17 protein-coding genes, 3 tRNA genes and 1 rRNA gene are annotated in these 20,329 nt (G+C 50.8%); 8 read left to right on the top strand and 13 right to left on the bottom strand.

Features of this window, described 5'->3' with window-relative positions:
• Positions 1 to 77 precede the first annotated feature (77 nt).
• On the bottom strand, positions 78 to 1,454 hold the full coding sequence (locus BQ5383_RS00110) for a glycine--tRNA ligase (protein WP_071428823.1): 1,377 nt from the start codon (positions 1,452 to 1,454) through the stop codon (positions 78 to 80).
• Positions 1,455 to 1,649: 195 nt separating this feature from the next.
• Entirely contained in the window at positions 1,650 to 2,348 is a 699-nt protein-coding gene (locus BQ5383_RS00105; RefSeq protein WP_139193295.1) for a GNAT family N-acetyltransferase, read from the bottom strand.
• 411 nt (positions 2,349 to 2,759) lie between these two features.
• On the opposite strand from BQ5383_RS00105, the gene BQ5383_RS00100 reads away from it, so the two are divergent.
• A complete protein-coding gene (locus tag BQ5383_RS00100) occupies positions 2,760 to 3,800 on the top strand; it encodes a class B sortase (RefSeq protein ID WP_071428821.1) in 1,041 nt (346 codons plus the stop codon).
• A 220-nt stretch (positions 3,801 to 4,020) separates the two neighbouring features.
• Here the strand turns inward: BQ5383_RS00100 and BQ5383_RS00095 are convergent, their stop codons facing one another.
• On the bottom strand, positions 4,021 to 5,055 hold the full coding sequence (locus tag BQ5383_RS00095; RefSeq protein WP_071428820.1) for an aldose epimerase family protein: 1,035 nt from the start codon (positions 5,053 to 5,055) through the stop codon (positions 4,021 to 4,023).
• Positions 5,056 to 5,365: 310 nt separating this feature from the next.
• Between BQ5383_RS00095 and BQ5383_RS00090 the strand changes: the two genes are divergently transcribed.
• A tRNA-Thr gene (locus tag BQ5383_RS00090) sits at positions 5,366 to 5,441 on the top strand.
• A 22-nt stretch (positions 5,442 to 5,463) separates the two neighbouring features.
• Positions 5,464 to 5,547, top strand: a tRNA-Tyr gene (locus BQ5383_RS00085).
• A gap of 465 nt (positions 5,548 to 6,012) precedes the next feature.
• Here BQ5383_RS00085 and BQ5383_RS20925 read toward each other — a convergent pair.
• From BQ5383_RS20925 to BQ5383_RS00070, 3 genes are all read right to left on the bottom strand, one after another.
• Entirely contained in the window at positions 6,013 to 6,978 is a 966-nt protein-coding gene (locus tag BQ5383_RS20925) for an anti-sigma-I factor RsgI family protein (protein ID WP_071428819.1), read from the bottom strand.
• A gap of 444 nt (positions 6,979 to 7,422) precedes the next feature.
• Entirely contained in the window at positions 7,423 to 8,634 is a 1,212-nt protein-coding gene (locus BQ5383_RS20920; protein WP_071428818.1) for an anti-sigma-I factor RsgI family protein, read from the bottom strand.
• Complete coding sequence (locus BQ5383_RS00070; protein ID WP_071428817.1) at positions 8,631 to 9,224, bottom strand: RNA polymerase sigma factor; 594 nt, start codon at positions 9,222 to 9,224, stop codon at positions 8,631 to 8,633. Before BQ5383_RS00070 ends, BQ5383_RS20920 begins: the two co-directional genes overlap by 4 nt.
• Before the next feature lie 366 nt (positions 9,225 to 9,590).
• On the opposite strand from BQ5383_RS00070, the gene BQ5383_RS00065 reads away from it, so the two are divergent.
• The 3 genes from BQ5383_RS00065 to BQ5383_RS00055 all read left to right on the top strand — a co-directional run bounded on the left by BQ5383_RS00065 (position 9,591) and on the right by BQ5383_RS00055 (position 12,076).
• The gene (locus BQ5383_RS00065) at positions 9,591 to 10,166 is read left to right on the top strand and encodes a xanthine phosphoribosyltransferase (protein WP_071428816.1); all 576 of its coding nucleotides are present in this window, start codon (positions 9,591 to 9,593) and stop codon (positions 10,164 to 10,166) included.
• Between the two features lie 181 nt (positions 10,167 to 10,347).
• Positions 10,348 to 11,406 carry a hypothetical protein gene (locus tag BQ5383_RS00060; RefSeq protein WP_071428815.1) on the top strand — a complete coding sequence of 353 codons (1,059 nt, stop codon included), beginning with the start codon at positions 10,348 to 10,350 and terminating at the stop codon, positions 11,404 to 11,406.
• Between the two features lie 154 nt (positions 11,407 to 11,560).
• A complete protein-coding gene (locus BQ5383_RS00055) occupies positions 11,561 to 12,076 on the top strand; it encodes a P-loop NTPase family protein (protein ID WP_235821899.1) in 516 nt (171 codons plus the stop codon).
• 308 nt (positions 12,077 to 12,384) lie between these two features.
• Here BQ5383_RS00055 and codA read toward each other — a convergent pair whose 3' ends face one another.
• The 5 genes from codA to BQ5383_RS00025 all read right to left on the bottom strand — a co-directional run bounded on the left by codA (position 12,385) and on the right by BQ5383_RS00025 (position 18,173).
• Positions 12,385 to 13,620, bottom strand: a complete 1,236-nt coding sequence (gene codA, locus BQ5383_RS00045) for a cytosine deaminase (protein WP_071428813.1) — start codon at positions 13,618 to 13,620, stop codon at positions 12,385 to 12,387.
• Between the two features lie 223 nt (positions 13,621 to 13,843).
• The gene (gene codB / locus BQ5383_RS00040; RefSeq protein ID WP_071428841.1) at positions 13,844 to 15,100 is read right to left on the bottom strand and encodes a cytosine permease; all 1,257 of its coding nucleotides are present in this window, start codon (positions 15,098 to 15,100) and stop codon (positions 13,844 to 13,846) included.
• A gap of 197 nt (positions 15,101 to 15,297) precedes the next feature.
• Entirely contained in the window at positions 15,298 to 15,483 is a 186-nt protein-coding gene (locus BQ5383_RS00035; protein WP_071428812.1) for a hypothetical protein, read from the bottom strand.
• Between the two features lie 65 nt (positions 15,484 to 15,548).
• A complete protein-coding gene (locus BQ5383_RS00030; RefSeq protein WP_071428811.1) occupies positions 15,549 to 16,943 on the bottom strand; it encodes a YfcC family protein in 1,395 nt (464 codons plus the stop codon).
• A 162-nt stretch (positions 16,944 to 17,105) separates the two neighbouring features.
• Positions 17,106 to 18,173, bottom strand: a complete 1,068-nt coding sequence (locus BQ5383_RS00025; RefSeq protein ID WP_071428810.1) for a C45 family autoproteolytic acyltransferase/hydrolase — start codon at positions 18,171 to 18,173, stop codon at positions 17,106 to 17,108.
• A gap of 190 nt (positions 18,174 to 18,363) precedes the next feature.
• On the opposite strand from BQ5383_RS00025, the gene BQ5383_RS00020 reads away from it, so the two are divergent.
• Together BQ5383_RS00020 and BQ5383_RS20915 are read left to right on the top strand one after the other, a co-directional pair.
• Positions 18,364 to 19,350 (top strand): LysR family transcriptional regulator, encoded by a 987-nt coding sequence (locus BQ5383_RS00020; RefSeq protein ID WP_139193292.1) that lies wholly within the window; start codon positions 18,364 to 18,366, stop codon positions 19,348 to 19,350.
• 315 nt (positions 19,351 to 19,665) lie between these two features.
• The gene (locus BQ5383_RS20915) at positions 19,666 to 19,812 is read left to right on the top strand and encodes a hypothetical protein (protein WP_172724561.1); all 147 of its coding nucleotides are present in this window, start codon (positions 19,666 to 19,668) and stop codon (positions 19,810 to 19,812) included.
• A gap of 162 nt (positions 19,813 to 19,974) precedes the next feature.
• Here BQ5383_RS20915 and BQ5383_RS00015 read toward each other — a convergent pair.
• Both BQ5383_RS00015 and rrf read right to left on the bottom strand, forming a co-directional pair.
• Positions 19,975 to 20,050: transfer RNA gene (locus tag BQ5383_RS00015), tRNA-Asn, on the bottom strand.
• 64 nt (positions 20,051 to 20,114) lie between these two features.
• Positions 20,115 to 20,231: ribosomal RNA gene (gene rrf / locus BQ5383_RS00010) — 5S ribosomal RNA — on the bottom strand.
• Between the last annotated feature and the right edge of the window lie 98 nt (positions 20,232 to 20,329).

Raw genomic sequence — 20,329 nt, 5'->3', positions numbered from 1 at the left:
CGACACGCACAAGCCCCGTCCGGCTTTCGCCGGACGGGGCTTGCTGTTGTTTGTTTCTTTTGGGATGCAAAGCAAAATCAGAACCGGATCTTTTCCTCGATATAAGCTTCCAGGCTCTCAATGGAAATTCTCTCCTGAGCCATGGTATCCCGGTCACGGACGGTCACGCAGCCATCGTTCTCAGACTCAAAGTCGTAGGTGATGCAGATGGGAGTACCGATCTCATCCTCACGGCGGTACCGTTTGCCGATGGCTCCGGTAACGTCAAAGTCCACCATGAATTTACCGGCCAGCTGATGGAAGATCTTCTCAGCGGGTTCGCTCAGCTTCTTGGACAGAGGCAGCACCGCAGCCTTATAGGGGGCCAGAGCGGGATGGAGACGCAGCACAGTGCGGATATCGCCGCCTTCCAGCTCCTCCTCGTCATAAGCATCGCAGAGGAAAGCCAGCGCCACACGGTCGGCGCCCAGGGAAGGCTCCACCACATAGGGAACGTACTTCTCTCCCGCTTCCTGATCAAAGTATTCCATGGATTTGCCGGAGTGCTCGGCGTGCTTGGACAGGTCGTAGTTGGTGCGGTCGGCAATGCCCCACAGCTCGCCCCAGCCGAAGGGGAACAGGAACTCAATGTCTGTGGTGGCCTTGGAATAGAAGGACAGCTCCTCAGGGCTGTGATCCCGCAGGCGCATATTTTCCTTCTTCATTCCCAGGCTCAGCAGGAAGTTTTCGCAATAGCTGCGCCAATACTGGAACCACTCCAGATCAGTATCCGGCTTGCAGAAGAACTCCAGCTCCATCTGCTCAAACTCCCGGGTACGGAAGGTGAAGTTGCCGGGGGTGATCTCGTTACGGAAAGACTTGCCTACCTGGCAGACGCCGAAGGGGATCTTCTTGCGGGTGGTGCGCTGCACGTTCTGGAAGTTGACAAAGATACCCTGGGCAGTCTCAGGACGGAGATAGATCTCATTTTTGGCGTCCTCGGTCACGCCCTGGAAGGTTTTGAACATCAGGTTGAATTTGCGGATGTCGGTAAAGTTGGTGCTGCCGCACTCAGGGCATTTGATGCCGTGGGACTTGATGAACTCCATCATCTGCTCATTGGTCCAGCCATCGGCCACCTCGCCGGTAGCGTCCTCAATCAGCTTGTCGGCACGATGGCGGGTCTTGCAGTCCTTGCAGTCCATCAGCGGGTCGGAAAAACCGCCCACATGGCCGGAGGCCACCCACACCTGAGGATTCATCAGGATGGCGCAGTCCAGCCCCACGTTATAGGGGGATTCCTGCACGAATTTCTTCCACCATGCCTTTTTGACATTGTTCTTGAATTCCACGCCCAAAGGACCGTAGTCCCAGGTGTTGGACAATCCGCCGTAAATTTCGGAGCCGGGATATACGAAACCTCTGCCTTTGCACAAGGTCACGATTTTTTCCATGGTCTTGTCCGCGTTGTTCATCTTTTATGTTCCTCCATCTCACCGGGAATCCGCTCCTGTGGAGCGGACCCGTTTCTAACTTCCTATTCTATCGGCCCATGGGCGCAAAGTCAAGGAAAAAGGCCCCTTTCGCCCCTTTTTTCCCATCGCCCGCTGGGCAAGGACATTCTTCTGAAAAAAGTCCTTCCACCCCGCTCCAAAGCCCTGTCCTTATTTTCAGCGGATGGGCTCCCATTCCATGGTATCCCCGGCGGACTCCTCCGGCACTTCTCTGGGCGCGGGAATCCATTTGCTGGGATCCTGAGGAGACCGGATCATGCCGTTGCGGTGCATCTCCTCTTCCAGCGCCTGCTGCTGCCGCAAAAAATATTCCTGGTAAAAGGGATAATGGTCACAATAATATTCCCGCAGCTGCTCCAGATTGGGAGAGAGCAGACGTTCCAGCAGCACCATATCCACCAATCGTCCCAAATAGAAGCCGTGGCCACGGAGCACTCCCACATCCCGGTAGCCGCAGCAGCGGCAGTTGTGGAGAAGATTGCGGTCATCCGCCCGCACCAGCATCATCACCTTGCCATAGCCCAGGGCGGTTGCCTGCTGTTCCAGAAAGCGCAGCAGCGGACGTTCCAGCCCTCTTCCCTCCGTACCAATATGGATGGTGGCTTCCACCACATGGTCAAAGGGATAGCTCCAGCGGCTGACCGCCAGATCTGCCCAACAGATCATCCTGCCGTCTCTTTCACCGGCAAAAACCGGATGGCGGCTGCCATGGCTGTCAAACCACTCCATCCATTCCTCTTCTTTTAACGGAACGATCTCCAGCCCCGGCACATGACCGGCATCAATCTCCTCCCCCATGATGCAGTCCAGCTCCTGCCAATCCTGGCGGCCTGCCCGCCTGATTGTCACAGCCATCTGTTTTCTCCTCCTCTCCACATCCATCCTGAAAGCAATCTTTTCCCTGAAACCAAAGCCGTTTTTTACCGACAAATTTCGTGCTGGCTGAGTATCCCGTCCTTCTGCTGTGTTTGGACAAGATTTTTCCGAAAAAAAGCGCAATTTTCCAGCAAAAAAAGTGAAAAAACTCTTGAAAAAGCTTTTTCTTGTTTTGTATACTATATAGTAGTCCATTTTGCGGCGTTTTACAATCATTTTCACGCCGGTTTGAGGAGGATTTTAAAGACGGCGGCTAAAAAGCCGCTGTTTTTCCCGTGGGCAGGTTCCCTTTATTTATTTTTCTGTATTTTAAAATCTGGAGGTCGTGTGTCTATGGATCGCAGCCGCAGCGCTGTCAGGCAGCAAAGAAAAATCAGGAAGCACCGTAGAATGGCTTTGGTTACCGTGGCACTTTATCTGTGTGTACTGGTAGGAGCCATCACCGTGGATGGTACTGTGGAGGCGCAGGCCCAGCACAAGGCCCTGGCCCAGCAGGCAGTGGAGATTCAGGCGGGGAACACTGAGGCGTTTCAGGAAGCGCTGGATGCTTCTCTGGCCGCTGTGCGCACCCAGGATCTGTTGTTGGCGGCCAGCCTGACAGCGGAAGACGGCTCTGGGGAAAGCGAGACAGAAAGCACGGAAGGCTCTGAAAGCAGCGAAAGTTCTGAAAGCTCCTCCCCCAGCAGCAGCCAAAGCACCACTCCCGCCGCCAAACCCATTGCCAACGCCAACGGTGAGTTCCAGGCGGACGCTTACGGTTATACCGGTGCGGACAAAATCGACTATTGGAAGAGCCAGAACAGCGACGTTATCGGCTATCTGCGTATTCCCGGCACCAACATCAGCCATCCGGTACTGCGCAACACCTCCGACGTCAACTATTATACCAGCAAGGGCATTGACAAGCAGTACAGCTACTATGGCGTGCTGTGGACCAATCCCAACACAGTGGTGGGAAACAGCAGTGAGATTTCCTCCAACACCGTCATCTACGGCCACAACTGGACCAATTATTCCGCTACCCCCCGCATCGGCAACGCCAATGACATTATGTTTGCCCAGCTTACCGGCTATCACTGGCTGAACATGGCCAAGAGCTATCCTTACATTTATTATTCCACCGAAAAAGAGCAGATGACCTTCAAGATCTTCGCCTGCTTCTATACAGAGGTGGCCTTCAACTACAATCAGCCTGAAGGAGATATGGAATACATCATCAGCGAGGCCCGTGACCGCAGCCTCCATGATTTTGATGTGAAGGTGGATTCCTCCGATAAGATCCTCACCCTTTCCACCTGCACCAGAGCTTATGGCGCCACCAACAATCAGCGTTTTGTGGTTATGGCCCGGCTGCTGCGTCCCGGTGAAACCATTGAACCTGTCACCGTCACCGCCAATACCGACTTTAAGGTACCCAATGTCTGGGGCTGATCGTTTCCTGTCCATCCTTTCATAAAAAGATACGAAAAAGCATCAGGAGCCGTTCTGAATGTTGATTTCAGAGCGGCTCCCTTGATATTCTCAAAATCTGTTTTGCAATAAATTGCAGCCAAAGAAATATGGCGTTTTCCGGTTCACTGTTCTCACAGAGGTCCCCTATAGGGGTATTCAATCGTTCCTTAGCTGTGGGAAATCCTCCTATGAAAAGGGGTTATTCCACTGAAAAGCGGAAAATAGTGGTGTGATCCCACACCTCTCCGGGACGCAGCACCGGGGACGGGAAGTTTTCATGATTGGGGGCATCGGGGAAGAACTGGGTCTCCAGGCAGAAGGCGTCACGATTGTGGTAAACCGCTCCCCCTTTTCCTGCGGGACCTCCTTCCAGAAAATTCCCGGTATACAGCTGTACCCCCGGCAAAGTGGTGCTTCCCTCCAGCAAAATACCCGTCCGGGGGCACCAGACCCGCGCAAATGGCCGCAGTGTTCCCTGGGGACCATCGATGATCCAATTGTGGTCATAGCCGGAGGCGTACCGCAGGGGGGCAAAATCCTGGTCGATCCTTGCGCCGATGGCGGTGGGACGGCGGAAGTCCATGGGGGTGCCTTCTACCGGAGCGATTTCTCCGGTGGGAATACTTTCAGGGTCTGCGGGAGTATAAGCGGAAGCAAACAGCTGGAGCTGATGGTCCAGGACTGCCTGGGACCCCTGTCCGCCCAAGTTGAAATAGCTGTGATTGGTAAGATTGCAAACTGTTTCCCGGTCGGTACGGGCCTGATAATGGATGGTCAGCTGGCCTGGCTGTAAGGTATAGGAGACTGTCACATCCAGTTCGCCGGGATACCCCTCCTCCATGTGAGGGCTGTGGAGGGAAAGGGAAATGCCATCGGGAAGCTCCTGGGCCTGCCAGATTTTCTTATCAAAGCCCACCTTGCCTCCATGGAGATGATTGGGGCCGTCGTTGGCATAAAGGGGATATGTCTCATTGCCCAATCTGAAGCGGCTTCCCCCAATGCGGTTGGCGTACCGGCCGATGAGCGCGCCGATATACTTGTCCTGCTTCTGGTAGTCCTCCACGGTATCAAAACCCAGCACCACATCGGTTGGGTGTCCTTCACGATCAGGCACCTCCAGCGCTGCCAAGGCTCCTCCATAGGTGAGCACCCCACAGCGGATGCCTTCCCCTTCCAGCCAGATCCGCTCTACCGCTTCTCCTGCGGCCGTATATCCAAACAGTTCTTTTTTCATTTCAATGGCTCCTTTCTGTCCCCCTTCTCCTGTGGGGAAACTGACGCCTTACACATTTCCGGTTTGCTGCAAATCCACCTGCCGCGCACACTGTCTTTTGCTGTCCTGCCTGTAAAAAATCTCCCGCTTTTCATCAAAATTCCCTGCGCCACAGGTCTGTTATCACTATAACACAGCACAGCGGCGGAATCTACCTGGGCGGGAAAATTTTGGTGGAAAAGGAACAGTTTTTTTCTCAAATAAAAAAGAAAAAACGCTTGACATTCTTTCTGCCTTATGGTATATTGTTCTAGCGCGATACAGTAGATTCGCTGGTGTAGCTCAGCTGGTAGAGCAGCTGATTTGTAATCAGCAGGTCGGGGGTTCGAATCCGTCCACCAGCTCCACCAACATCAAAAGCTATCATATGGGAGAGTTCCCGAGTGGTCAAAGGGGGCAGACTGTAAATCTGTTGCTTCGGCTTCAATGGTTCGAATCCATTCTCTCCCACCATCTGCAGAACCTGGAGTAAAATTGCTCCAGGTTCTTTTTTTGCTTTCAGAGTGATTCTGTGGGTAGTCCTTTTATTTCAAAAGTCCGGGAACAGTTTTCGTCTGCTCCCGGACTTTTTCTGTTTCAATGTTCCCAAACGATGATCCGGCATCTTTCACCAGGAAGATGATTCTCTGTAGCAAAAACTTCTGACCGTCACCCTGCTCAATAGCCAAAGATGAATTAAAGCCAAGTACACCGCCGGTACATATCTGGTGAAAAAATCATCCTGCGCCTTATTCACAGGCGGGCAAGCCCTCTTGCATGGTCAAAAAGGGCGTCAAGCTGTCTGCCTCTTTGCCGGGATATATATCCAACAAAAAAATCAGCCGGTTCAGGATTTTTTGCCTGCATTTCCTGAACCGGCTTTTGTCAAAGAGCATGACCTCTTTTTTAATACTTTAGCCTCGCTGTATGGAACAATGGTCAATCATCCCAACGATCATCGTCATACCGGTCATCATCATCCTTCTCATAGCGGTCATCGTCGTACCGGTCGTCGTCATCGTCCTCATAGCGGTCATCGTCGTACCGGTCGTCGTCATCGTCCTCATAACGGTCATCGTCGTACCGGTCGTCGTCATCGTCCTCATAACGGTCATCGTCGTACCGGTCGTCGTCATCGTCCTCATAACGGTCATCGTCGTACCGGTCGTCGTCATCGTCCTCATAACGGTCATCGTCGTACCGGTCATCATAACGATCATCATCGTACCAGTTGTTACTATGCTGATTATCATTGCTGTCATTGCAGCGATCCAATGTATTTTCCACAGCGTCTTCAAATTGACCCAGTACACGATTCAATTTGATATCCTTCTGGACAGCGAAAGCTGTCAGATCTGATACCCGAAGGCTTGCCAGCTGTTCCAGGCTCAGGCTGTCATCGTCCTTCATCATTTGCTGGATCAGCTCATATTTACCAGCGGAGATATGATACTTTTCCGCTTCGGTCTGCAGCTTTTTCAGATCCGACACCTGGTTATTGAGGATCTGCGCCTCGATCTGCTTGCTTTTGAGCAGCTGGGCAATGGTCTGATTCACCTGCCGTACCGCCTGGCTGTCCGCATACCCGTCGTCCACCGTCACCAGCACCTTATTATCCGTTCCGCCGGTGATATAACCGCTTTTCATCAGCAGGTTCATAATTTTTTCCACCGCGTCTTCCAGCGTCTCTCCCGTGAGGTCCACGCCGTCCAGCATCTTGCGGGCGTCAGCGTTGGCTGCGGTAACCTTGGTCACCCGGTTGAGCCAATTGGTTTCCAGCTCAATACTGGGGTTGACATCAATGGCCAGATAGTGGGCGGGAGCCAGCAGCAGCGCTGCCGAAACAGCAATCAGTGTCAGCAGGGAAAGCAGCCAGAGAGCAGTGTGTTTCTTCAGCAAATTCATAATCATTCTCCTGTCTGTTGTTATTATTCTTGCCCAATGGGCGCTGTGTGCGAAACCGGTTTTGCCTTTCATAACCATAATGCCGGGGATGGGATTTTTATTGCAGGCCCCGCAAAAATTTTTTCGATTTTGTGAAATTCCGTTCCACGGCCCATTTTCCGCTCTTTGTTCAGCAGGATTAACCCAAAGTTCTTTTCTTACTGGTCAGAGGGATGGCATCTTCTTCCGTGGGGAAGTCTCTTGCCTTCCGTACAAACCATTCCTGTCGTCCTTTGTGAAGCATCGCCCAAAAGAACAGACAGACAAAATATTCTTCTTTCAAATCTCATACGGCTTTTTATTCATCAGGGGTTTCTATCATCCTTCACCAAAAGCAAAGGCGCGGAGAACACACACACTTTCCCCGCGCCCTGAAACCTGTATTTGCTTTTAACCTCTTATCTGTCAGTCATGCTCATCATCCCGGTCATCCCCATCTGACTCATCATCCTGGTCGTCTTCATCATCCTCATCGTTTCTGTCGTCCCGGTTATCCCGGTCATCTTCATCGTCGTCCCTGTCTTCCCGGTCGTCCTCTTCTTCCTGATCATCCCGTTCGTCCCGGTCATCCTTATTTTCTTGGTCATCCCCATCGTCCCGGTCATCCTGGTCATGGTCATTTTCCTGGTCATCCCGATCGTCCTGGTTGTCCTGGTCGTCCTCGTCTCTATCATCATCCCCGTCGTCCTGGTCGCCCTGGTCATCATCCTCCTCTTGGTGGTCCCAATCATCTTCGTCGTCCTGCTCCTGGTCCCAATCGTCTTCGTCGTCCTGCTCCTGGTCCCAATCGTCTTCGTCGTCCTGCTCCTGGTCCCAATCGTCGTACCAATCATCCCATTCATCATCAGGATCATCAGAGGTAAAATCGGATAAGTCCAAATGGTTGCTGTAACAATATCCCAGCAGCTGATCCACCGACATTTGATAAAGGGTCTCACGGTCTGCTTCCGGCTTCTGTGCCAGAATGTGTTCGATCAGCGCCACTCTGCCGGGAGAAATTCCCTGGACCGCTGCCCCCTGAGATTTTTCCTCCAAAGGGGAAGCGTGAGACAATACCTTGGGTGTCAGCCCGGCTGTAGTCAGCTGCTGGCTGATTTCACCTGCGAGAGAGGCGGTCATTTCCACTGCTTTTTGCTGGTTGGAGCTCTGCACGGTTACCAGGACGGTACTATGCTGCTCATTAAGGTAGCCCTGGGTCACCATAGAACCGATAATGGCGTTGACTCCTACATCCAAGGGAACCCCTCTCAGGTCCATCTCTCCCAGGACTTCCTGGGCCTGGCTGTTAAAAGCCTCTGCCTTCAAAATACGGTCTGATCTGCTGGCTGTCAGCTGAATACTGGGATTGACATCCAGATCCACCAGGCTGTAAGGCAGGCGCGTCTGCCAAAACCATCCCCCCGCCAAGGTCAGCAGCAGCATACAGCATACTGCCGCCATCCGGGGAATCCAACTGTTTCTTTTTCTGTCTGGGGAAGCAGGCTGGGCGGTAATGAAATCCATTTCCTCCATCTTCCGCACCGGGGCACTGGAGATCTGCTCCAGCAAATCCGGCATTTGTGCCTCCACGGCCCGGTTCAGAGAACGGAGCAGCTGCTTGCGGGATTTTCTTTTCATGACAGCGCCTCCTTTTCTTCCAGGTACTTGCGCAGTTTTTTCAGGCTGCGGTGATACTTGGAAAGTACAGTGGACAGGGGCAGGCCCAGCTGTGCCGCGATTTCCCGATGCTTCATCCCGGAAACCGCAAACAGCAGCACGATCTGCCGTTCTGTTTCCTCCAGCAGCCCCAACGCCGCCTGGAGCACGATAGCATCCTCCCGGTCACAGGTGACGGAAAAACGCAGACTGTTTTCCAGCTCTTCCGCAGGGGGCAATTCTCCCTGCCTGCGCCGCTGTCTCAGCTTCATCAGCGCCAGATTTCGGGCGATGGTAAAAATCCATGCCATGGGCTTTCCCTGAGGCTGATACAGGTGGGCACAGGAGCGGATCTTCAAATAGGTGTCCTGCATCACATCCTGGGTATCCTCAGGATCGCGCAGCATGGAAAGAAGATAGGCATACAATGCCTTTTCCGTTTGATGATAAAAGATGGTCAGCGCCTGGCCGTCCCCTTGCCCAATCAGGGGAATCAGCTCTTCATCCAGATGAAACCGGGGAACGGATCCCTCCCCTGGAGAAGCGCCCAAAACCGCGCAAAACAACAGCATCTCAAAAACTCCCTCCATCTTGTTAATGTGGGAAACCGAACTTTTATCGCACCTGGGGACCGAAAAAAATCAACTTTTTCATTCTGCACAAAAAAGCCGGAGAATCTGCGGCCCACCATGAAGAACTTTCCCTTTCCGAAAGCTTCTCATCGCAAAATCAGTGTATCAGAACAAAAAATTTTTGGCAACTCCAAAAACCGGCATTGTGTCATGACTGTGAAATGCTTTTGTAAAAGGAAAGAGTGCCTCTTTTCCTCTCAGTCTCTTGTTTTTTATGCCAGTCTGTGGTAACGTATAAATATCTTTCGGCGCCCGTTCCATGGGTCAGAAGAATCAGACAGCAAACCTTTGCGGAGGAGTGGAAAAATGAAACTGCTGGAGGAGCGGATCAAAAAAGACGGCGTTGTCAAAGCCGGGAATATCCTCAAAGTGGACAGCTTTCTCAATCACCAGATGGATGTGGAACTGTATCAGGAAATCGGCAAGGAATTTTATCGCCTGTTCGGGGACTGCGGCGTAACCAAAATATTGACTATTGAAGCTTCCGGCATCGGTATTGCCTGTGTAACCGCCCAGTACTTCCATGTGCCGGCTCTGTTTGCCAAAAAGACCAAAACCAAAAATATTGACGGCGAGATCTATACCTCTCAGGTGGAGTCCTTTACCCACGGCACCACCTATCAGATCATGGTGTCCAAACGCTTTCTGGGGCCTGAGGATACTGTGCTGATTCTGGATGACTTCCTGGCCAAAGGCAACGCTCTGATGGGCCTCATCGATGTGGTGGGCAAAGCCGGCGCAAAGCTGGCAGGCTGCGGCATTGTGATCGAAAAGGGCTTCCAGGAGGGTGGCCGGCTGCTGCGGGAAAAGGGAATCCGGCTGGAATCCCTGGCGATTATTGACAGTATGAATGAAAAAGAACTCATTTTCCGTGAGCAATAAGGGCAATTCGCGTATAAATTCATAAAAAAGTTACAAAAACTTGGGAATTCATCCATTAAGCCTGGGGAAATCCCATTGAAATAATTACAATTTTGTAATATACTACAATAAGTGACACCTGCAAAACGTTAGTATAGGTGAACACCAACAGCGACTGTAATTTTTAACGGAGGAAAGAAACATGAAAAAGATGTTGGCTGCTATGTTGGCGGCGTCTATGCTGGTAACCATGGCATACGCAAAGGAATGGGATTCTGTTCCCAGCGAAGTTTGTTCCCCTGGCGATACGATTGTACTGGATTACAACCAGTTTCAAAACGAGGATGATAACTCCAGTATTCCCAGTGATGTAGAGTTTTCCAGTGAAAACTTCACCATTTCCACCAAACGGATCACCAAGGGATCCGATCTCATTGAATCCATCGCTTTTGATGATGGGGATGAGGTAGTGGTCATCACCCTGAAGGACAATGTTGGCGAAGGCATCACTAATGACGATAAACCCAATGTAGTCATCTCTGAGCTGGCGGTAAAGTCCAAAAAGAGCATTCGTGAGGACGGTCATGAGATTCTGGGCCGCAACGATACCTTTTCCTACGGCGGCGGCGAAAAGATCGAGCTGAAGGTTGGTTATCAGAAGGAAACTTACAGCCTGATGCGCGATTCTGATTTTGAACTGCCACCCATCGCTGATGGTGATACCCTTTATGTAGAGTGGGAAGGCGATTCCTATGGTATGGTGACCGCTGACTTCGACGGCTATGCTTATGCTTATGGCCGCGCTTACAAGGGAGACGAGAACATCTACGGTTTTGACACCGATGTGGACACCGATTTGTTCCGCACCTATCCTGATGCCGACATCATGGGATTGAACTTCCGGGTAAACAGCTCCATGGAGCTGGAGGTTTACTCCGACTATAACGAAGACGCTTATATTTATCGTTACAGCAATGGCAAGCTCACTTCTTCCAACCTGAAGTGGGATGAGGATCTGTATGCCTGGACCGGCAAGATCAGCAGCAATACTTCTTACATCATTTCCGATGTGCGGCTGAAATCCGTTTCCTCCAGCTCTGAATCTGAAGAAGATTCCGGCAGCTCTTCCAGCTCCTCCTCTTCTTCTCCCATCATCAACTACAACCCTGACACCGGCGCCAATGATGTGATGGGTCTGGCTTCCGCTCTGGCTCTGGTCTCCATTGCCGCTGCCGGCGCGCTGATCATCCGCAAAAAGTAATTCACTTTTTAAATGAAGCAAGTATAAGAAGGGCCGCTCTGATAAGCAGAGCGGCCCTCTTTGTTTAAAAGTGATCTCTTAAAAATTTATTTGCAGGCGAACCTCTCACCTCTGTTTTGAAAAGCCCAAAATACCATAGGGAGGAGCTGACAGAATGTTTTCTCAAAAAAACAAAATGAAAAGAATTCTTGTGATCGGCAATTCCGGCCCAGGAAAAAGCACCTTTGCCAGAAAGCTTCATCGGGCTACAGGATTGCCCCTGTTTCATCTGGATCTGCTGTGGCATCTGCCTGATAAAACCAACATCTCACGGGAGGAGTTTGATACCCGTTTGGAGGAGATTCTCGCCCTGAAGGAGTGGATTATTGACGGAAACTATCAGCGCACCTTACAGCAGCGTATAGCAGCCTGTGACACCATATTTCTTCTAGATTATCCCGTCGAGGTCTGCCTTGCCGGAGTGGCGGAACGAATTGGAAAAGACCGTCCCGATATACCCTGGCAGGAAACAGAATTTGATCCGGAATTCCGTCAGTGGATATTGGATTTTCCAAACACGCAGCTGCCGGATATTTACCGGCTGTTGGATCAGTATCGGGACCAAAAACAGATCATTATCTTTACCTCCCGTGAGGAAGCCGATGCTTGGGAAAAGCATTATTTGCGATAACTTTTCTTTTCAACTTTCTCTGCGCCGTTATTTTCCACAGATAGGGCCGTTTTACCCAACCTCATCCGCGGGAAGGGACATGGGATAATAACCATGCCTTTTTGCAGTCTGCAAAAGGGAAAATACTCTTTTCCTTTTTCTTTCTCAAAAGCAGGTTAAAACGGCAGATCCTGGGCGTCCCCACCTTCTCTTTGCTGATTGCAGAATAAGGGGAAAAACTTCTCATCTTCCATAAAAAAGAACCCGTGGCGGAGAAGTCCATCTTCCCCGCCACGGGATTCTTTTTCTGCTGTTTGTAAATGATTTTTTTAGAAAAGTACCTTTTTCTCCCCGGGTACAGCGCTGGCAATCAAACGTCCCGCCTTATAGGAGCGAAGGACAGGAGAATTATAGTTGAGGGCATCATAATAATTCTTGGCGTCCAGCACGATCAGGTCGGCGCTGTTGCCTACCCGAATCCCATAGCCATCCCCCAGATGGAGAGTTTTGGCAGCATTGGTGGAGATGAACTTATAGGAATCCATAATCTCCTGATAGCCCATCATCTGGCAGACATGGAGCCCCATGAATACCACATCCCGCAGATTGCCGTTGCCCAGAGGATACCAGGGATCAAAGATATCGTCGTGGCCGAAGGAAACATTTAGCCCTTCCGCTGTCAGCTCCTTGACGCGGGTGACACCCCGGCGTTTGGGATAGGTGTCCACCCGGCCCTGGAGATGGGTATTGACCAGGGGGTTGGAAACAAAGTTGATCCGGGACAGCTTCAGCAGCCGCATCAGCCGCAGAACATAGGCATTGTTATAGGAATGCATGGCGGTGGTGTGGCTGGCAGTCACCCGGTCAAACATCTGCATTTCATAGGCCCGGGCCGCCAGGGTCTCCAGACCGCGGGAGGCTTCATCGTCAATTTCGTCGCAGTGAACATCCACCAACCGGTCATATTTTGCCGCCAATTCCATGGCAAAGTTGAGGGATTCCACACTGTACTCCCGGGTGAACTCAAAATGAGGAATGGCGCCCACTACATCGGCGCCCATCTTCACCGCATTCTCCATCAGTTCCTTGCCGTTGGGATAGCTGAGGATACCTTCCTGGGGAAAAGCTACGATCTGGATGTCCATCACATCCCGCAGTTCCTCTTTCAGCTCCAGCATGGCTTCCATAGCGGTCAGCTTGGGATCTGTGACATCCACATGGGTACGAACATGCTGGATACCGTTAGCCGCCTGCATCCGGACCGCCCGGTTTACCCGCTCCCGGACATCCGCCTTGGTCAGCTTGTCCTTGCGCTTGGCCCAGCACTCGATCCCCTCAAAAAGGGTGCCGGACATATTCCACACCGGGTCCCCCGCCGTCAGGCAGGTGTCCAGGTGGACATGGGATTCAATGAAAGGCGGCAGAGCCAGACGTCCGCCCAGGTCCTCCACTTCTTCCCCCTCCCGTGGAGCGATGGAGGGGGCGATTTCTGCAAACCGTCCCTCCTCAATGCGAATATCGCAGGTTTCCGGCGCGTTTTCCAGGTACAGGTTTTTCAGCAGCATTCAATAATCCCCTTTCTGGTGTGTTTCTTTGATTTTTTTGACGCTTCTCTTGGTCGTGCAGCCTTTCCACAGACGCCCTCATTCTTGTTGAATTTTTCATTCACGCAAACACAAGGATGCAATTTTGAGAATTTCTTTGATGGCAGCTTAAAGGAGCAGAAGGCTTTTGTACAGCCCCTGCTCCTTTGTTCTCCGGAGGGGCACGATCCTTCCGGTGTCTATTTTACTTCTTTCCGGCCATTTCTGCAATGAGATAGCAGATGCAGGCTGCAATCATGGCATTGACCGAAGCGATGCCTACAGGCAGATAGTTTCCTACCAAGGCACCGGCCACCACGCCCAGGATAGAACCCCAGTTGAAATTGGTTGCCACTTCGCTGCCCTGGGCATAGTCCTTCCGATGGCGGAAGAAATCCAAGGCGATGAGAGCGCCCACAGGAGGCAGGGTGGCATTGAGGAAGTTGAGCCAGCCCACAAAGTTGTTGTACAGCCACAGAGCGGTAACGGTACCCACCACACCGGCCACCAGCACCATGGGGCGCTTGCGGATCTTGGTGATGTTGGACAGGCCCAGGCCGGAGGTGTACAAGGCGTTGTCATTGGTGGTCCAGATATTGGCGCCCAGCACCACCAGAGCGGGGAGGGCCAGTCCCTGAGCGATCATCACATAGAAGATGTCATCCTTACCGGTAAAAGCACCGCCCACAGCGCCGAAGGCAAACATCAGGGTATTGCCCAGGAAAAAGGCTACTACAGTGGAGATAACCGCGATCTTATTGGTTTTGGCAAAACGGGTGAAGTTAGGGGTTGCAGTACCGCCGCTGACAAAGGAACCGATCACCAGGCCAATACCGCTGAAAACAGTGAGGGAGCCGGCACTCTGGCTGAAGATGGCCTCCAGGCCGCCGCCCTGAACGGTGGCGGTAACCATGGAGTAAATACCCAGCACTGCGATCAGGGGGACAGAAATGTAGCTGACCACTTCCAGGCCCTTGATGCCGAAATAGGCGGAGCTGGTCATGCAGATGCCGGCAGCCGCTACCAGCACAACAGGGCTCACATGGAGCAGTTCAGCGGCGGGTACAGCGAACATGGCAATACCAACACCGAACCAGCCGATCTGAGTGAAGCTGATCAGAGCCGAGGGGAGATAAGAACCGTACCGGCCAAAGGACCGCTGGGCCAGCAGGTCCAGGGAAAGGCCGGTATCGCTGCCGATATAACCCAGTACACCGGTATAGGCTCCCAACAGAACGCCACCCAGCAGAATGGACCAAACAAATCCGCTGAGATCAAGGCCATTGCCCAGCTTGGCTCCTACGCTCATGCTGGCAGAGAAAAAAGTGAATCCCAGCATGATAAAGAACATGGGGATAAATGCCTTTCTGGCGGACATGGGGACACTTTCCAACGAAAAGTCATGGTCCACCGTTTGGGGCTGCTCCTGGTGCTGAGCTTTACCGCCCAGCACGCCTTCCATACCCATGGAAGCGGTCTTTTCAGTTGTGTTCATACACTGATTCCTCCCTCTGATTCTGCCCGTATCTGTGCCCAGGCCGCAAAAAAACACGCCTTTCCGTGGGATGGAAAAGGCGTGCCTCACTGCACAGCATTCGGGGCGCAACTTGGCTCCTGCCATTCATACCTCGACTATTTTATGGGGCAAAGCTGCCCTTGTCAAGAAGCTTTCGACAAAAACGGCAATGAAGACAAAATTGAATTATTCTCCGGCAGTTCTTGCAACATTTTGTCGAGGGGTAAATAAAAGAGAATACCAAACAAAAGCAACTGCTCCTTTATGAAACCATCATACCATTGAGACAATACCGTTACCCAGGCCGTCGCTTTTCCTCTTTTCTCCATACAAACGGCGTCCCCAGGGTTCGGGGACGCCGCCTGTATGTGCTTGTATGTATGAGAAGAAAGTTTCAGGAGTACCCAATTACAGTGGCCAGCATCAGCAAGATGCATCCCACCACAACCCAGAGGAGGAAGAGCTTGATGGCATAGCTGAACCAACGACCAAAGGGGATGCCAGCCGCGCCCACAAAGCCCATAGTAGCAGCTGCGTGGGGAAGGATGTTGTTGCAGAAGCCGTCGCCGAAGTTGAAAGCCAAAACCGCAGTCTGCCGGCTCATTCCCAGCAGATCTGCCACCGGCACCATAATGGGCATGGAGGCGGCGGCCTGTCCGCTGCCGGAGGTGATAAGCAGATTGATGATGATGTGCATAATGAACATGGCCGGAGCCTGGAAAATATGGGGAATATAACTCAAAACACCAGCCAAAGCGTGAACCACTGTATCCATAATGTTGCCATCGGTAAGGATAATGGCAATGGTATAGGCAAAACCAATCATCATACTGGTGCCGGCCATACTCTTGAGACCCTTGATAAACTCTTTGCAAATGTCATTGGGCTTCATCCCGTAAACAATGCCGGCCGCCAGTCCCATGTAAATAAAGATGGTGGCGGTAGTTTGGTTGCCCGCTTCTCCGGTCAGCGCCAGATAGATCATCGTGCCGATGCCAATGGCGGTAACGACAGCAACGGGGATGTGCCGCTTGGTAAACTCCGGAATCTTTTCCAGGGAGGCATCGGTGCCCAGGTCCAAACCATAGACGTAGCTCTTAGTGGGGTCCTTCTTGATCCGGTTCGCATACCGCACCACATAAAAGATGGCGGTAATCAGGAAGGGAATCATACAGAACAGCCGGTACTCTATGCCGGAAAAGGTGGGGAGTTCTGCGATGCTCTGGGCCGTTCCGGTGTTGGAAAGGTTCATCGCGCCGCAGGAGAAGCCTACCGCACCGCCCAGCATGATGATGGAAATTCCCACAATGGCGTCCATTCCCAGAGCTGCGGCGATTACCAGACCGAGAGGCGCAAAGGGAATAAAGTTATTGAGGTTGATGGGGATGCACAGCAGGGCAAAAATGGTCATCAGGGAGGCGATAACCACCCATTCCTTGCCTTTGACCCGGCGTCCCATGGTTCCGGCGGCGCCCTGGAACATTCCGGTGGAAAGGACAATGCCTAACCCACCACCGCAGCACATCAGAGCGAAAATGATACCCTGGGCGTCGGTGAGTCCCTGAAATACCAATCCCAATACGCCGATGGGATTGACAGGGGAGCGCTCCACATAATGGAAACTCTCAGGGTCCACCACGGTCTGACCGCTTTCGGAAACTGTCCGGTCATAGGTACCCGCAGGGATGATATAAGTCAAAACTGCCGTCAACAGCATCACTGCCAGAATAATAATCAGGGAATGAGGTACCTCAAATTTTTTCTTTGTCTTCGTGGCTTGCTCACTCATGCTTTTCTCCCTCCTATACTTATGGATAAAAATTCCCTTTCCTTGTGAGAAAACCTCATGAAAAAACTCTTTTCACCATTTGCCAGTGAAGAAACACCCCGTTGCCTTTTGAATCAGTTTTTTGGAATTCCGCCTTTATTTTTTACCAGTCGGGCCTTTTCTTTAGCGAAACTCATAAATGGCATACTCATTGCAACAGGGATTTCCCGCCGCCACTTCCATTACGTTGTCGGTGAGATTGTTGATAATGGAAACAAAGGTATGGTAGCCGCGTTCCGCTGTTTCGTGCATGCAGATGGTGTCCGGTTCGGTTCCATGGTCTCCCAGAAAATGATGCAGTTTCAGATCGTCTATCTTCCCCTTATTCTCCTCGATCAGCTGGCACATCCTGCGATATCTGGTGGTAGAGTTTTGGGTTTCAATGTTGTTGGATTTCTCATATTGGAACATAGAAGGAGCCAGAAAATGATTGGTATGTACCAAATAACCTTTTCCATCAATCCGTGCCAAATCAGTAGAAGTCGTTTCGTAATTGGCGATATGGCCTTCCCGATCACAGATCAAAATATTCCGTTGGGACGCCCGCTCGGGAATCTCCGCTTTGGCGCAAGCTTCCTCAAAAGTCCGTTGTTCCAGAATCAAACGGGACATGAGATAACGGGGGAACCCTTTCTTCCAGCCGGTGCAGTGCAGCATATTGCAGTTGCAGGAAATACCTTCGGAATTCATGCCCAAAAAACTCAGCTGACCGGCGGGAACGGCCATCATAATCTGGGGTTTTCCGATAACGCAGAAGGTAATGACATTGGTAATGGAGCGAAAATCATCATACATATCCGAGTTTTGCCCAGAGTATACCTTTCCGTTTGCTGTGTATTCCGAAGTCACCGCGAAAGCAGTACACTCAGGATCAATCCCACCAAACCGTGCCAAATTAACGACTTCCTGCCGCACCTGAAGCAAAAGCGCCTCCGCTTTGGTAATCCCTGCACCCTCCCCCAGTCCGGCGATTTCATCCAAATAATGGGGCGCATATTTTTCAATATACGGTTCGTACATCTGAGCAATCTGCAGTGCCTTTTCTTTGGTTACACCAGAAACTTTATAAGCATTTCGATAAATAATTTCCAGATGTCCCAGAATTTTTTCTCTGAGTGCCTCGCCATATTGACGTCCTACTTCCCGATGCGATCCTGTAAATACCAAATGATCATAGAAACTCTGGCTCATTGCTTGCTCCTTTCCCTGTCAAAGGAAAATTGATCAGGTTTTCCTCTTTTAAACCCATTGAAAAATATATATTTTTCTATTTCAAAAATAACATTTTTTATTTATTATGTCCAATACCATTTTATATATTGCCATGATAAACTGATATTTATCAAACAGATTTTATTTTGAAAGGAAAGGCGGAGTTGTGATGGATCATTCCAAGTTTGAGTACGTCCTGGCTATTGCCAAAGAAAAAAACATGACGCAGGCTGCCAAAAAACTGTATATCTCTCAACCCGCTCTCACTGTAACCATCAACAAACTGGAAGAGCGCTTGGGGGTAAAGTTATTTGATCGTACCTCCAATCCGATACAACTGACCTACGCCGGAGAGCACTACATTACAGAGATGCAAAAAATTATCGCCCTTGAGCATCGCCTGAGCAATGAGCTGGAGGAAATTGCCGGGATGCGCCGGGGGCGCCTGGTAATAGGCATCGGAAACGCCCGGGGAGAATATTGGCTGCCCCATATTGTACCGCCTTTTTTGAAGGCTTATCCCGGCATCGATATTAAAATCGTGGAAGGAAAAAGCGACGTTTTTGAAGAAGGTCTACTGAAGGGAACCATTGACCTGTGTATCACCGCTCTTCCCAATATGTCCCTGGACATTGATTTTGATATCATCTGTGAGGAAACAATTATTCTGGCAGTCGCTCCTGGACATCCCATTCTCAAAGGGAAAAATTTGTCCGGAAATGACTTGGAACATCTTTTATATATTGAACCGGAGCGTTTAAACGGACAAACCTTTATTTGTCCCAGTCCGGGCCATGGATTGTATCGGTGTACCTGGCAAATCTTTGAAAAGCATGGGATTAAACCGGGCGAAATCCGGGAAATCAACAACAGCGATACCGCTTTTCATTTGGCAAGTGAAGGACTGGGATTGGTTTTCACCCCGGATAACAGCGTAACACCTCCTTATCCGCCCCACATTCCTGTTTGCTGTACCGTGGATCTGCCGCCCTACAGACGCAAAATTATCGCCGCTTATAATAAGCATATTGGTCTTTCGCCTTCTGCCCAGGCCTTTATCCAGTTGACAAAAGATATTGTAGCAACCTCTCCTGCTTTAAAAATTCCTCCGCTGCCTGAACGGCCTTATTACTCCGCCTTGCAACAATCTACCTGAATTGGCAAAAAAGTCTTCTTTTTCTCTATCAAATAAAAAGATGTCAAAAAAGGGAACTGCCTTGCAAACAGTTCCCTTTTTGTGAACAAAATTTTCAAATAGTCTCTATCGTATACCTATTTTCTTTTAAACAGTCCCATCCCCTCGCCCAATAAAGGTCCAAATGTTTTTCTGAATCTGGAAACACTATTCAACGGCGTTTTGCTCTTTACCTTTCAACAGACAGGCTGCATCGTCAGCCTTGCGGGAAAAGTCCGTGCCATCTGTGGAAAACTTTGGAAGGTTGGATGAGAAACAAGATGGAAGTCTATCAAGGTGAAGAAAGAAGCAAAGTTTGTTTTCTCTCCAGCTGACGCTTTGACCCTTTGTTCACTGAAAGTAAATATAAATCATAAAGAGAATCCTTTTGGGATTTGGAGTTTCCAAAAAGTCATTTCTCCTCAAATCCAAACCATAAAATAACAGCAATCAAGACCTGCAAAGCGAGCTATTTGGGATTCTCGCCCAGTGATTACCGGTATCAGCCTGCGACTATAACTCAGATTTATTAAAATCAAGCACGGGCCATTTATTCCGGTTATAATAAAAGGCCTGGAGCGCGTTTGGCTCCAGGCCCTCGCCTGGTGGCGCCTCAAGTTGGACTCGAACCAACGACCCTGCGGTTAACAGCCGCATGCTCTACCGACTGAGCTATTAAGGCATATAAAGTTTTCGGAATGGGCTAATAGCGGTCCCTGATGGAACCGCTATCAACTCTTCTTTTGTGCCGGCGAAGACCTATTTTCACAGGCGGCTTCCCGCCAACTATCTTCGGCACTGGTGAGCTTAACTTCTGTGTTCGGGATGGGAACAGGTGGGACCTCACCGTAATAAACACCGGCTATTTTGCTGTCCTCGTGTCGGCCTCAGTTATTCTTTGCGCCTTGCCTTCACAGGGAAGCTATTTTCATATCAGGACTTTCGTCCGGATAAGCTAAGG

The organism is Angelakisella massiliensis, from assembly GCF_900104675.1.
Lineage (GTDB): Bacteria > Bacillota > Clostridia > Oscillospirales > Ruminococcaceae > Angelakisella > Angelakisella massiliensis.
Note: the sequence above shows the minus strand (reverse complement) of the source record. Positions and strands in the feature narration are given on the sequence as shown.

Excerpts from the sequence above, each read along its gene's own strand:
- BQ5383_RS00035 (WP_071428812.1), bottom strand. The coding sequence starts at position 15,483 with ATGGAGAAAAGAGGAAAAGCGACGGCCTGGGTAACGGTATTGTCTCAA.
- BQ5383_RS00025 (WP_071428810.1), bottom strand. The coding sequence starts at position 18,173 with ATGAGCCAGAGTTTCTATGATCATTTGGTATTTACAGGATCGCATCGG.
- BQ5383_RS00055 (WP_235821899.1), top strand. The coding sequence starts at position 11,561 with ATGTTTTCTCAAAAAAACAAAATGAAAAGAATTCTTGTGATCGGCAAT.
- BQ5383_RS00030 (WP_071428811.1), bottom strand. The coding sequence starts at position 16,943 with ATGAGTGAGCAAGCCACGAAGACAAAGAAAAAATTTGAGGTACCTCAT.
- BQ5383_RS00070 (WP_071428817.1), bottom strand. The coding sequence starts at position 9,224 with ATGCTGTTGTTTTGCGCGGTTTTGGGCGCTTCTCCAGGGGAGGGATCC.
- BQ5383_RS00105 (WP_139193295.1), bottom strand. The coding sequence starts at position 2,348 with ATGGCTGTGACAATCAGGCGGGCAGGCCGCCAGGATTGGCAGGAGCTG.
- BQ5383_RS20925 (WP_071428819.1), bottom strand. The coding sequence starts at position 6,978 with ATGAATTTGCTGAAGAAACACACTGCTCTCTGGCTGCTTTCCCTGCTG.
- BQ5383_RS00100 (WP_071428821.1), top strand. The coding sequence starts at position 2,760 with ATGGCTTTGGTTACCGTGGCACTTTATCTGTGTGTACTGGTAGGAGCC.
- BQ5383_RS00095 (WP_071428820.1), bottom strand. The coding sequence starts at position 5,055 with ATGAAAAAAGAACTGTTTGGATATACGGCCGCAGGAGAAGCGGTAGAG.
- BQ5383_RS00110 (WP_071428823.1), bottom strand. The coding sequence starts at position 1,454 with ATGAACAACGCGGACAAGACCATGGAAAAAATCGTGACCTTGTGCAAA.
- codA (WP_071428813.1), bottom strand. The coding sequence starts at position 13,620 with ATGCTGCTGAAAAACCTGTACCTGGAAAACGCGCCGGAAACCTGCGAT.
- BQ5383_RS00060 (WP_071428815.1), top strand. The coding sequence starts at position 10,348 with ATGAAAAAGATGTTGGCTGCTATGTTGGCGGCGTCTATGCTGGTAACC.
- BQ5383_RS20920 (WP_071428818.1), bottom strand. The coding sequence starts at position 8,634 with ATGAAAAGAAAATCCCGCAAGCAGCTGCTCCGTTCTCTGAACCGGGCC.
- codB (WP_071428841.1), bottom strand. The coding sequence starts at position 15,100 with ATGGAAGGCGTGCTGGGCGGTAAAGCTCAGCACCAGGAGCAGCCCCAA.
- BQ5383_RS00020 (WP_139193292.1), top strand. The coding sequence starts at position 18,364 with ATGGATCATTCCAAGTTTGAGTACGTCCTGGCTATTGCCAAAGAAAAA.
- BQ5383_RS00065 (WP_071428816.1), top strand. The coding sequence starts at position 9,591 with ATGAAACTGCTGGAGGAGCGGATCAAAAAAGACGGCGTTGTCAAAGCC.